This is a genomic window from Streptococcus dentapri, from assembly GCF_042649885.1.
Classification (GTDB): Bacteria; Bacillota; Bacilli; order Lactobacillales; family Streptococcaceae; genus Streptococcus; species Streptococcus dentapri.
Genome location: NZ_JBHSAC010000001.1, coordinates 52,663 through 66,574, shown reverse-complemented (window position 1 = coordinate 66,574; position 13,912 = coordinate 52,663). Strand labels below are relative to the sequence as shown.

At 40.9% G+C, this 13,912-nt stretch carries 7 protein-coding genes and 1 pseudogene; 1 reads left to right on the top strand and 7 read right to left on the bottom strand.

Features of this window, described 5'->3' with window-relative positions; translation table 11 throughout:
• Positions 1 to 101: 101 nt before the first annotated feature.
• The 5 genes and pseudogenes from ACFOSE_RS00305 to ACFOSE_RS00285 form a co-directional block, all read right to left on the bottom strand.
• Positions 102 to 401 (bottom strand): hypothetical protein, encoded by a 300-nt coding sequence (locus tag ACFOSE_RS00305; protein WP_380429038.1) that lies wholly within the window; start codon positions 399 to 401, stop codon positions 102 to 104.
• 20 nt (positions 402 to 421) lie between these two features.
• Positions 422 to 1,612, bottom strand: a complete 1,191-nt coding sequence (locus ACFOSE_RS00300; protein ID WP_380429035.1) for a hypothetical protein — start codon at positions 1,610 to 1,612, stop codon at positions 422 to 424.
• A complete protein-coding gene (locus ACFOSE_RS00295; protein ID WP_380429032.1) occupies positions 1,609 to 1,872 on the bottom strand; it encodes a hypothetical protein in 264 nt (87 codons plus the stop codon). The genes ACFOSE_RS00300 and ACFOSE_RS00295 overlap by 4 nt, the downstream gene beginning before the upstream one ends.
• A 33-nt stretch (positions 1,873 to 1,905) precedes the next feature.
• Positions 1,906 to 2,760, bottom strand: a complete 855-nt coding sequence (locus ACFOSE_RS00290) for a hypothetical protein (RefSeq protein ID WP_380429030.1) — start codon at positions 2,758 to 2,760, stop codon at positions 1,906 to 1,908.
• A gap of 11 nt (positions 2,761 to 2,771) precedes the next feature.
• Positions 2,772 to 3,049: pseudogene (locus ACFOSE_RS00285) on the bottom strand (TIGR04197 family type VII secretion effector).
• Positions 3,050 to 3,313: 264 nt separating this feature from the next.
• Between ACFOSE_RS00285 and ACFOSE_RS00280 the strand changes: the two are divergent.
• Positions 3,314 to 4,572, top strand: a protein-coding gene (locus ACFOSE_RS00280; RefSeq protein WP_380429027.1) for an ISL3 family transposase whose coding sequence is annotated in 2 segments (ribosomal slippage) — positions 3,314 to 3,845 and positions 3,845 to 4,572 — 1,260 coding nt in all. Because the reading frame shifts where the segments join, the coding sequence is not laid out codon by codon here.
• Positions 4,573 to 4,653: 81 nt separating this feature from the next.
• Here ACFOSE_RS00280 and ACFOSE_RS00275 read toward each other — a convergent pair.
• Both ACFOSE_RS00275 and ACFOSE_RS00270 read right to left on the bottom strand, forming a co-directional pair.
• The gene (locus ACFOSE_RS00275) at positions 4,654 to 9,081 is read right to left on the bottom strand and encodes a glycoside hydrolase family 70 protein (RefSeq protein WP_380429024.1); all 4,428 of its coding nucleotides are present in this window, start codon (positions 9,079 to 9,081) and stop codon (positions 4,654 to 4,656) included.
• A gap of 348 nt (positions 9,082 to 9,429) precedes the next feature.
• A complete protein-coding gene (locus ACFOSE_RS00270) occupies positions 9,430 to 13,698 on the bottom strand; it encodes a glycoside hydrolase family 70 protein (RefSeq protein WP_380429021.1) in 4,269 nt (1,422 codons plus the stop codon).
• Positions 13,699 to 13,912 lie beyond the last annotated feature (214 nt).

The following is a 13,912-nucleotide window of genomic DNA, read 5'->3' as shown; positions in this document are numbered from 1 at the left end:
CAATTGAGAATCGAACAAATCATACTGGCTTATAATTTGAGATATTTTGAAATTAACTAGCACCACGAGTAACTAATAGTACTTTATAGCGTCGTTTCATATCACTTACCATCCGCTTTCAGGTCATCACACTTTTCTTTAAGACTGTCAATAAAGTCTTTGTACAAGGGATTTTCCCCCGCCTGAAAGGTATAGACTTCATACTCTGACTCAAGAATTTTCATACCTTTGTCATAATCACCATCGCCAATATTGGTCACAAACTGTTCGGCCCGATAACTATCGTCAGATTCTACTTTATCAAAATAGGTATTCATAGAGGTGACAAGATTCTTGCCTCCTTTTAATTGATTGTAGAGGTTCACCGCATCTAGATCCGCATGATAATCCCCATTGTTCATCGAAATATCCCCTGGAATCGTTAAATCGCCATAGTATCCCGCATATTTATTTTGTGTACCATCAAAGAATAGATTTTTCTTATAGCAGAAACAGTTGCACTGGTATGGGCAAAGTCCGTTTTACCCCCATATTGCTTCAAAATAGTTTTTAACCGATCATCACTGGCTTTGGGAAACGCTTTTCTTAATTCTTTCATCTGTTCCGCTTCTGTTGTCCCATTTAATCCTGCCACTGCCGATTGGTTCAAAATCGCAGTTTTAAGGGTCTCAATCTTTTTAGGGCTAATGCCTAAATCTTTTAGCTTCTTCTCAACCTCATCAGGCTTGATCAACCCTCCAATATATGACCATGCATAACCTCCAATATAGCTATCACCATAAACAAATGAACCCATATAGACGAAGAACTGCTGGTTAGCCTTGTCTTTATCACCGTCATATTCCTTGACCAAGCCAACATAAACATCCAGCATAATATCAGCTTCCTCAGCACTAAAACCATACTGAGTTTCCATCATGTTTTTAAAAGCTTCTCTTTCTTCTTTAGACAAGGTCAGCTCTTTGGCGACTTTCTGAACTTCGACTTTCAGCTCAGAAAGCCACTGAGTGCCTACAGACTTGAAGGTTCCCGTCTGGCTGTCCCAACTCTGCTCTGCTAGGGCAAAGCCTCTGTCTAAAGCAGCTTTTAAGGCATCAATTTCGGAAAATATCTGCGGAGACGTCGCATTAAAGACACGCAGTTTCTCCAACTTGTCTTCCAAAACCCGCCGGCTGCTTTCTGCAGCATCAATCATCCTGTGATAGCTGTTCAGCCGGGCCCCTTCATTGGCATCATGGCGATCCAGATTCATGGCGTCAACCGCATCCCGAGCATTGGAAATCCGCAAATCCAGCTCGGCGATAGACATCTCTAGTTCCGATTCCTTCAAACTCTCCTGAGCTACCTGCTCCATATAAGCTTCGGGAAAGCGCTGGACAGCCTCAGAAACCGTTTGCGACAATTGTTTTCCAATCATAACCAGTGGGCGCAGGACGGACGCCGAATACCGCCGTGCCGAATCATAGGCCTTCCCCTTTAAATCAGCCTGGCTGTTCTCAAAGTCTTCTAAAGCAGCCTCCAACTCTTCATAGGCTTGAATCTCTTGCTGGGCCATGGCCTTAGCACTGGCTGCCTGCGCTTGCGATTTCTCCAAATACATATCAATACTCATGGAATTTTCCTAATCTCCTCTTCTAAATCCTCTATCTCAGCTGTCAGTTTCTGGCGCTGGGTATAAATCACTCCCTGCTCCTCAATGACCTGTCTTTTTCGAGCCTGTACAGCCTCTTTGGCTTCTTCCAGTAAATCATCGGCTCTGCCACGCTCTTGGAAGACCAGATGATAGTTTCTTTCGATCTTGCCGGAAAATCGATAAGCGTAGGCCAAACCTTCTAAGACACCGCCCAGCTGACTAAAGACATCACCGGCCATCTGCTCGTGTTCTTCTAACCGTCGACCTTTAGACTAGAGCTCATATTCCTCATCATACAAGTCCTGTTCCTGCTGCCAAAGCTTATCTTGCTCGGCTTCCTTAGCCTTTATGAGCTTGCGTTTTTCCCGACGTTTGGCTTCGGCTGCCGCCTCCTTTTTGATTTTGGCTCGGCGCCGTTCTAACTCTTCCAAGTCTTCCTTGCTTGGAGGAGTCGGCCGAACACCGCTGCTATCAATTGGGCGCCCATTCTCTAAAATTAAGGTTCGGCTGATCCCCTTCTGCCAATCTGGATTGGTGTTAGGAACAGATTTTTTAATGCCCTGTTTTGATTTAACTGGCTTGTCAGCAATCGTCTGTTTGGGCACATATTGCTCTTGCTTCGACTGAGACGGTTTTGTCTCCTGCTTAGGAACAGGCGACTGCCCCAGAGAGACTGGCTGAGCGCTCTGAGCCAAATCTGGTCTTGACTGTGAGGAAGCTGTTGGCACAACTGATTCAATGGCAGGTTCAGCCGTTCTCAATGGTTGTCCAGACTGCGATGTCACATCCAAGTTGGAGCCTGCTTGAACAGGCACTGACGAAACAGCAGACGTCGCTGGGGAACCAGCTAGATTTACAGGCTGAACGGGCAGGGAACCTACTGGGGCAGGTACTGGCTGGGCAGACGTTACAGTGGAATATGTCGGTGGCATAGGCTGAAAACCAGCAGGATTGGCAGGCTGAACAGACTGCTGGACAAAGCCTGTTTTCGGAGCCCCTATCGCTGAAAACTGATCAGGCGATACGTACGGGGTGTTTGGAGACAGCGGAGCATTCTTAAACGTCCGATGGGTTCCATTAACACTGGGACTTGAGCGCCTCGATAATTTTCTAAAAAGCTGAAACATCACGGCTCACCTCACAGCTTTTTGGTGCGAATGGCCTGAGCCTGATGGGCATCAACAGATTCAAATTCACTGGCTACACTATGAATATTCGTTGATGCACGGCTCAGCAGTTCAGAGATTGTTTCTCGGGCTGATTTAACCGTCTCCAACACCTCATGCGCTTGGCATTGCCAGCCACAGTGGTAGAGTCGTCTTTGGCTACCTCGCCCAGACCACCTAGTGTACCTCCCTTGGATGAAAACTGACTGGCATGCCTTTGAGCTGCGGCCACATTACTTTTGATTTCCATAAAATGCTCCAATCTACCTTAATTTTATCTTGTATTTTATCGGAATAAAACCTAGTCGTCAAGGTATTCAACTGAGCTTGAGATTAAAATCCTGTAAAAATAAAAAGCTGACCCTCATCTGAGAATCAGCCGCCTTCTTTAGGCTCTATAATTTCTGTAGTGGGTAGAATCCACTTTGTAAATTATAGGACCTTTTTGAGTAACAAAAAAGTCCTATATGACTTATCATGAAAAGCGCTAAAACAACTCATTAGAAAGAATCATATGGAACAAAACGATTATATCAAAGAATCACTCGACATTAAAGACCCTAATATCACTTTTGAAACAGAATTTATCAAATGTTTCACCCACAGAGAATATCAAGCCAAGTTAGATTATGATGCTCCAAATTGCCCAGCTTGCCAAGAAAAAAGGGAAAACTATGACTTTCAAAAGCCCTACAAAATCCCCTACCTGGAAATGGGCGGATTCAAGGTCCTTATCCGCCTTAAAAAACGTCGCTTCAGATGCAAAACCTGTGGGAAAATACAAGTTGCTAAGACCTCTTTAGTCAGAGAAAATCATCAGATTCCAAACATCATTAACCACAAAATCACTGAAAAACTCATGGGGCGTAAGGCAATGACAAAAATCGCAGAAGACTTGTCTGTATCGCTCTCAACCGTCTATCGACAGTTAGAGCGTTTTGAAAGCAAAACCGATTGGACCTATTTGCCAGAAGTCATGAGCTGGGACGAGTATGCCTTCAAAAAGGGAAAAATGAGTTTTATTGCCCAGGATTATCAATCTAAAAAATTGTCACTATCCTTGATAGACGTACTCAAACTGTCATCAGAAATCACTTCATGTGCTATCCTCATAAGGTGCGGAGCCGTGTTAAAGTCATCACCATGGATATGTTTAGCCCCCATTATAGCCTAGCTAAAAAACTATTTCCAAACACCAAGATTGTCTTAGATAGATTTTACATCATCCAAAATTTGTCACGTGCCATGAATCGTTTCCGTATCCGAATCATGAACCCATTTGAGCGTAAATCCATAGAATACAGGGCCTTGAAACATTACTGGAAACTTATCCAACAAGATAGGCGGATACTTAGCGATAAACGGTTTTATCGTCCAACTTTTCGCATGCATGTGACCAAGCAAGAGATTGTCCAACGGCTTTTGAGCTTCTCTGACGACCTCAGAAGTCACTATGAACTCTACCAACTCCTCCTCTTTCATTTCCAGGAAAAGAAAGGAGAATATTTCTTTGAGCTCATTTCCGATACCATCAAACACGTCCATCCCATCTTTAAGACTGTTTTTTCGACATTTCTGAAAGACAAAGAGAAGATTGTCAACGCTCTAAAACTTAGCTTTTCTAACGCTAAACTGGAAACTACCAATAACCTGATTAAAGTCATTAAGCGAAACGCTTTTGGTTTTAGAAAATTTGAAAACTTCAAGAAACGAATTTTCCTCGCTTTGAACATCAAAAAAGAGAGAACAAGTTTTGTTCTCTCCAGATGTTAGCTATAAGTCAACCCACTACAGTTGACAAAGAGCCATAAAAACGAGGTGGATTTTCACCCCAATCTCGTTTCATTATTTTAATTATAGATTAACAATCAATTCACCTGAATCAGCATCAAATGCATAACTTCGGCCGTTAATCATGATTGTTTCCCCTTTGACTTGCGTGCCATCTGTATCAAAGTAAAGTCGTTGACCTTTGATTGTTTGGAAGCCTGTTACGGCTGCACCATCAGCTCCAAAGTAGTACCACTTACCTGCTACTTCTACAAATTGATTGGTTACACGCACACCAGTTCTGCCATCATAGAAGTATTTATGACCATCACGGTCCATAATCATCATACCTTTGGCTTGTTTACCAGTTACTGAATCAAAGTAATAGTGTTGAGTTTTAATAGTTTGTTGACCTTTAACAGCATAACCGTCGGCTCCCATATAATACCACTCGTTTGAACCAGCAGCTGTTTCGAGGAAGGTATTTGTTGCCAGCGCTCCAGTATCGGCATCATAGTAGCGGATACCCTTTTGATTGCTGACAAAGCCACCCTTAACTTGTTTACCTGTTTTAGTATCAAAGTAAAGGTCTTGCCCCTTAATACGTTGGCTGCCTTTAACCAGATGACCTTTAGCATCAGCATAGAACCATGTATTATGACCAGTTGTAAAGAAAGTATCAACCTTCAAATCACCCGATTGCGCATCGTAGTAAGAAATATTACCATCTTGATCGGTTACGAAGTCACCCTTGACTTGAGCACCTGTCTTGGTATCAAAATAAAGAGTCTGTTCACCAACAACGGTTTGTCCTTTAGCAAGAATACCATCTGCATCAACATAGTACCAGTTGTTATTTTGATGGAGGAATTGACTGGTTACAAGATTACCATTATCTTTATCAAAGTAACGTGTCTTACCATCAGCATCTGTTACAAATTCACCCTTAACTTGATAACCGTTTTCATCGTAATATTGAACATTACCATGAACAGTTACGAGACCGATAGCCATGACACCGTATTTATCGAAGTAACGGTAACGTGTCTTACCATCTGCATCTGTCATCGCGAACCATTTGTCACCCTTGTACATCATACCAGTCTTACCATAGTAATAAGAATTACCCTTTTCATCTTGCAGGATGGCATCTTGCAAAACAATACCATTTGGCAACATATAATAGAATTGATTGTTGATAACTGCACGACCTGTCACCATATAACCATGTCTATCGAAGTAATACTTATGACCACCTTCAGTTACAAAGGATAATTTAGCCTTATTACCTGCTGTTGAGTAATAGGTCATGCCAGTACCATCGTAGTAGAAACCGGTTTGAGCAGCTTGGTCACCAGTCAGAGCAGCTGGTAGAAAATCACCATTTTCATTAACAGTGAAGTATTTACCGGCAGCTTGGTCACTGAGAACATAGTCCGTACCGCGACCCAAAACATTGGTACCATTGAAGTATTTTGCTTCCCATGCTTTGAGTTTAACGCTTGTATCAACTGTTTTACCAGTTGAAATCATTTTAACATCAAACATTTCTGGGTATTGCTTTTGCAGTTCTTCAAGGAATTCACCACCATATTTAGCTTGGTAGTCTTTACCGCTACTCTTGGTGTTAGCGACGTAAAGCTTCTGTACAAAATCTTGGTCAGGTTTAACATTACCGTAGTTATCAACACGTGAAGCTGTTACAACCTCTTTACCTGGCAGTTGATAAATTTGGTCAGGAACCCAGTCAGCAATGGCTTGAATACCAGCAGCATGAAGAGCTTTGAGGGCATTAGCCAAGTCTTCTTTAGAACCATATTTATTATTCTTGCTCATCGCAAGGTCATAGCGATCACTAAAGGCATAACCATTTTCGATAATAGAATCTAGGAAGGTTCCATCATTTGCAGACACATATTGTGGCGCCATTTCAAATGAGGTTACTCCCCAAGCCTTGAAGAGATCCGTATTTGCGGCAATCTTCTTGTTGGTGTAGTCAGCATCCTTAACGATAAAGTCTTGGAAGTTTGAGAATCCTTCGTAGATTAACTGTGAATCAAGTGCTTGAGTCGCTTGGAAGGTTTGATCATCTTCGCCGTATGCTGTTGTTGAAGCAGCAACACGGATATCCTGGTCTTCTTTTGCACCTACTGGTACCCAAACGGCCAAGTAACCATTAACTTCAACTTGTTTGTAGCCCTTGATTTCATCTGCTGTGAAATAGATGTAACCCGCTTCATCAGCAACCTTAACCAAGTTTGTATCTGAATCGTTGAGGTATTTTTGTAGACCTGATTCTGTTGTTAAAAGCAAAGGACGATAGCTTTGACCAGCATGAATCTTACCGACATTAACCTTAAGCACTTGGTCTGCTGCCAATTCGAGCGTTGGGTTATTGGTCATGATTGTTACCATACCAGAGGTCTTAGCTAGATCACCACCAGTGGTATCATCTGCAGACATAACATCTTGGCCGTAACGCACTGATACCAGAACACCGGTTTTATTTAAAACAGCTTCAGAATTGTTTACAGACATGCTATCAGCTGGTTTAAAGTAATCCAATTTCATGGACTGACCACCTGTTGCATAACGGATACGAGCACGGAGCAAGGTATCAATAGCATCGTAATATGGAGACTTGGTTTCCATATACTGACCATCATCGGTATACAAATCTCCATAATAAACCCGAGTTACAGACTCCATGTTAGATAACATCAAGGCATAGGCTGCTGGAATATTATAGTGAGTGTAAACCTTGTCTACACTGTTCATGTCTTCATTATAAATCTTGAAGGCTTGAGCCAGCTGATCTAAAGTGAATGTAAATCCATCAGTTGTTGGATCAATCTTTTCTTGGATAATCTTAGCAATGACGGTCTGTACTTCAGAGTCATGCGCACGAACAAAGACATAAGAAGCTTGAGTGTCACCGTAAGCTTCATTAGTTGTACGATCCGTCAAGCCAATATCAGATTTAATCAATGGCTCTAACCCCGAACGTTCATTGTATCCGCGTGTCAAGGCATAGAGAATCGATAAACGCAAACCATTATCCATAGCCAGAGCTGCACCCTTGGTATCTTGGTTATAGTAATTATCATTATAACTCCAAGCTTCTAAGATGGAAATGTGAGCTAGCGCTTTAGCTTCAGACTTATTAACACCATAAACGGAGTTAAAGTAGTTTGTATAAAGTTGAAGAGTATCGGCATTTACGTTATCAACAGCATCGACACGTATACCGTCAAAGTTAGCTTGATCATCGCCCATAACAATAGATCCCCAGTTCATCAAGTAATGGATCTGATTAATCATTTCGGCTTGAACAATTGGATTTGAATTATCAATATCATTAGCTAATAAGAACTCGTAACCCCCAGTTTTATCCGCCAAGTAATATTTCGTTTCACCTGTTTGATAAGTTGGTGTGCGGTTGAGCAGACGGTATTTTGAGTTAGCCCATTCAGTCAGCTTATTATTAGTATAAAGCAGGGCACCGCCTTGGAGATGGTCATTTTTATTGAAGGTTTCAGATGTAGTATTCCAACGATCTTGAGTGACTACAAAAGCTTCTACTGCTTCACGCAACCATGCTGTGCTGTTCTTGGCTGCAATGCGACGTTCAATACTTTGTTGAATCAGTTGAGCTGCAGTATTGAGAGCCAGCTGTGATGTTTTAGTTGTGAACTCATCATCCTTACCACCCAAGACTTTAGACATGTAATTCAAGTAAGCTACTTGGGTATCTTTATTGGGCCACCAGCTCATCAAGACTGGACGAAGATCAGACTCAGTAGAATCAACCCAAGTTTCACCATTCTTAAGAATTTTAGCAGGACGATACCAGCTATCTGCTGTCAAATAGCCATCAATCAATTCAAAGCTTTTGACTGATGAATCATAAGCCTTATTGTTGACTGTAAAATCAGATACAATGGGTGTTAAACCTTGACTAAATGAATACGTTGATGTACTAGAAAGAGCTCCTGTTTCCGCATCAAAATAGAGCATTTGCCCATCAACAGTAATAGCAAAGTTTTTCTTGTAAGAACCGTCCGCTTGAACATAGTAGTAATTGCCATCAATTAATTTGATGTTATCAAGCGAGAGGGCTGCTGCTTTTTCTTTATCTGTTAAATTTGCAGCAACTTCTGTGCTAGGAGCACTGTCTTCAGATGTTGCTGTGGTAGCCACGTCTGACGTTTGCGAAGTAGCTTGAGCTACAGATTGATTAGTGTCGGTCGTTGAAGTTGTCTCAGAACTTTCTACCCTTGTTGTTGGTTCAGATGTTGCTACCGCATCCGTTGTACCAGCATCAGCCGCTACTTCTTCGACTGCATTGGAATCCCCAGATGTGGCAGAAACTTCCTTGGTCTGCTCATCGGCAGAGACGCTTTGAGTTAGAGCGCCAGCGCCAACAACACTAGCCAAACCAGCTGAAGCAACAGCAATAGTGACCCACTGCTTTTTAACTTTGTGCAATTTGTAATGTAATTTTCTTTCCATGAAAATCATTCTCCCAAAAAAAATTAAATTTCGATGATAAAATAATATGTCCTAGCAAATTATTTCATCTTCCAAATCATATTATCATTTTTTCAAAAAAATTACTAGTTATTTACATTTTATTTTAGAATTTTCAATTTTAAAATTAGTATCCCAAGTTTTTTCAGATTTATTTAGCCCATTTATCTTTACAAAATGATTACAAAACACCTAATCTGCTTCATCATAAATAAAAAATCAACCCGTTTCACCTTTAAACATTAGAAAAATTCTAGCTTTAAAAGTAATCGAGCTGATTGTTTTTTAATGAACTAATGATCTCACACTCATTATATTATATAAGAGAGATTACCATCTATAGTCTCCAATACCATTAGCGTTGAAATAATACCAACGACCATCGCCAATATCTTGCCAACGGTTGGTAACCATGCTACCAGATCTAGCTTCAAAATAGCGGAGATAGCCAGCAGCATCTCTCACTGCTCTACCTTTTACTTGGATACCATCATTGTCAAAGTAGACAGTTTGACGATTAATTCTGTGAAGGCCTGTCAATACTCGACTATATTTATCGACGTAAATCCAGTAATTATCAAATGTTGAATACCAGCCATTTGAGCTCAAACGGCCACGATCTCTATCGTAAAAACGCAGTACTCCTGAATTATCTCTGACTGTACGTCCCTTGACCTGACTTCCATCGTTTTGGAAGAAGACGTGATAACCATCAATGATATGGCTGCCTGTTAGAACCTGTCCAGATCTAACATAAACCCAGTTTTTATCAACTGTTTGATACCAACCATTTGATACCCTATACCCTTTGTCTCTCTCGTAAAAGCGCAATACTCCTGAATCATCTCTAACAGCACGTCCTTTAACTTGAACACCATCATTTTGGAAGAAAATATAGTGACCGTCAATGAACTGACTACCTGTTAAGAGACTTCCATCTTCTGAGCGATAGCCCCACTTATTCTCACCAAGTTGTTCCCAACCTGTCTTAGGTTTAGGTTTCTCTGGTGTATCTTGAACCAAGGCACCATCGCGAGCATCAAAAGTCAATATACGACCATCAATAGTCACGGATTGTCCTCTTACTTGGAAGCCGTAAGCATCGAAATAGAAAGTACGATCATCAATGGTTACTAGTCCGATAACGATAGAACCATCACCGTTGAAATAGCGCCATTTGGACTGGCCGGCGATAGTAAATTCTACCAAGCCTTTACTGGTTGAGCGCAAGCCCTTTTCGTCATAATAGTAAGCCTTAGTACCATCATACCAAACACCATCTCTAAGTGCTTGACCACTTGGTAGGAAGAAATAAGTAGCATCACCGATCTTAGTTTCTCCAACTGCCATACGTCCCTTGGCATCGAAATAATAGAGCTTACCATCGATATCCTTGAAACTATTTGTAATTTCTTTTCCATTTACATCAAGATAGTGAATACCATCAGCTTTGGAAACAAAGCCTGTAGTGTTTTGTGTAGAACCATATGTGTTGTTCAAGTTAATCGGTAAGAAGAACTTATCGCTACTTAAAGTTAAATAGGTCTTGCTTGCTGTATCGCGAAGAACATAGTAAGCACCGCGTCCAAGGATATTGGTGCCGTTAAAGTATTTAGCAGACCAGTTTTTAATTTTAACAGACGGATCAATTGTTTTACCAGTTGAAATTTGTTTAGTAGTAAATAGGCTTGGATAAAGACGCTGCAGCTCTTCTAAGTAGGCGCCACCATACTGCTCTTGGTAATCACCATAAGTGCGGGTATTAACTACATATGGCATTTTGTTAATCGTTGCACCAGAACGATTATTACCGTATTGGTCAACACGAGTAGCTGTTACTACTTCTTTACCAGGCAGATTGTACATTTGGTCTGGAACCCAGTCAGCCAGCACTTTAATACCAGCACTATGCAGACTCTTAATGGCGCTAGCCAGATCCTCTTTGCTACCATACTTATTGTTTTTACTCATAGCCAAATCGTAACGATCTGAAAAAGCATAACCATTTAAGATGACAGAGTCAAGGAAGGTACCATCTTCAGAGGAGACATATTGAGGAGCCATTTCAAACTGGGTAATCCCCCATGATTTGAATAAGTCAGCATTCTTGGCAATTACCACATTGGTATATTGTTCAGGAGTTTGTGCAAATGCTTGGAAGTTTGAGAAACCTTCATAGATGAGTTGTGAGTCAAGAGCGTCTGACTGTTGATAGATATTCTTATCTGACTTCACTGTTTGACTTGGAGCGATGCGAACATCTTGATTATCAGCAGCACCAACCGGTACCCAAACAGCCAAATAACCAGACACCTGAGTATTTGAAACACCAGTGAGTTCAGATGCTAAGAAGGTCAAACGTCCTTGACTATCGGTATATTTATATTGGCTACGATTGACATCACTGTCGTTGAGATAGGTTGCAATACCTGTTGTAGTTGACAACAGTAAAGGACGATAGGCCTGATTTTTATGGGCAGCCCCCATATTAAGAGTCACATTGCTATTGGCTTTGAAATTTGGTAGATTGTTAATCAAGACAGCCATACCTGAAGTACGAGTCTCTTGATTTCCTGCATCCGTCACACTGTTGGCACCCTTACCATAGCGAACAGAAGTCAAGATACCATTGTTGGTTGAATTTCCGTTCCCATTTCTAACAAAGCTAGCTGCTTGACCGCCGGCAACATATTTGATTCTGGCTTTCAATAGTGTTTCAATGGCATCATAGAATGGTGTCTTGGTCGCCATATATTGACCATCATCAGTATACATATCACCATAGTAGACACGAGTTACTGTATCTTTATTTTGCAACATCCAAGCATAGGCCATTGGCAGATTATTAGGATAATACTGCTTATTGGTTGCTTTCATATCTTCATTATAGATCTCAAAAGCTTTATCTAAATCATTTAAAGTGATATTAGTCAGACCATCAGCATTGGTTTTGCCGAGACGCTCGCGAATGATTTTAGCAATTCTTGTCTGCACTTCTGAATCATGAGCACGGATGAAAACATAGTTTGGAATAGGATCTGAGGCAGATGATGACGAACGATTCTTGAGACCCCAAGTTGTCAAATTGCTGAGACCGCTACGTTGATTAGGAAGAGCCGCAAAGGCAGATAACATAGCACTGCGCTGATCATTATCAATGGACAGTGAGAAGTTATCTTGGTCCTTAGCATAATCATTGTCATTACCAGACCAGGCTTCTAAGATAGATAGATGATCAATAGCATTTTTCTCACTCTTATCAACACCATATCTTGCCTTGTAGTAATCACGGACAATCTGTAGAAGATCAGCATCAACATTGTCTACTGCATCAATACGGACACCGTCAAAATTGGCATCGCTATCTCCCATAACCAGCTCACCCCAATTCATAAGATAGTGGAAATGGTTGAGCTGCTCAGCTTGAACAATAGGGTTAGAATTGTCAACATCGTTGGCTAGGAGCAATTCATAACCAGCATAGTTCGTTTTAAAGTAGGCTTGCTTACCTGTTTGGTAAGTCGGGTTGCGATTGAGCAAACGATAATCAGAGTTAGTTTGTGATGTATCTTGACTATTGACAAATAACAGGGCTCCACCTTGAAGGTGGTCTTGATTAGGATAATAAGTCGGATTTTCCGAATTAATATTCCACTGATCTTGTGACTGAACAAACTGAGACATCTTATCACGCAACCAACTTGTATTACCTTCTTGGCTGATACGTTTTTCAATAGCTACCTGAATGTTTTGGACAGCGGTATCTAAAGTTCTCGCATTTGAATTTTGTGAATAAGAACCAGAAATCAGCCCTTCTTTCACCCAAAAGTTAGCATAGGCCGCTTTAGTTGCTGTGTCTGGCCACCACGTCATCAAAATAGGACGGTAATCCTTTTCTGACGCAGTTTCCCAAGTCTCACCATTTTTCAAAACTTTACGAGGACGATACCAGCTATCAGCTGTTAGATAATTATCGACCGTTTCAAAGCTAGAAGCTTCATTGGAATAAGCCTGATTATTAGCTTGGTAGCTATCGGCTACTTGATTTTGAGAAATTGTATCTGGTAAATCCAATTTAGCTTCACCAGTTTGGACATCAAAATAGTAAGTTTTACCATCAACAACCGCCGAATAATTTTTTAAACGTTGGCCGTTAGCATCAACATAATAGGTTTTACCAGCAACAGTTTCTAATTGCCCTGGTTTGGCCTCGTTTTGAGGAACAGCTTGATTGCTTTGTTCCTCAGAAGCTACTGGTTGTTTGGTTGTAACCTCAACAGCTTGAGCTTGGTCGTTTACCACTTGACTAGCGTCGCTTTCAACCTGAGCTTGACCATTGTCAACATTAATAGCAGCAGAATTTTCTGTAGTCGCCTGTTCTTGGCTAGCATTATTGTAAGTAGTAATTCCTGCTGCCACCTCCTGCTGCGATGGTGGAGTTTCTGCTATATGTTCTACATTAATACCAGCAGTATCAACTACAGTATCAGCCGCAACAACTTGTCCACCAACAGAAATTGCAGCAGCAAACGTCGAAACACCAATAGCTACCCATTGCTTCTTAACCTTGTGCAATTTGTAGCGTAAATTTCTTTCCATGGAAAATTCCCCCAATGTATAAAAATATTTGATGATTAAAGTTTCGCAAACCAAACTATTTTAATCATCAATCTATTTTACCATTTTTATCAGAAAATTATACAAAAAGTTTCTGTTTTGTAACAAAAACGTAACAAAAAACACTCTATTTAGCAGATTTAGAGATTCAAAGAGTCTGGGACAAAAATCGCTAAATTGTGATAAAATCGCAATT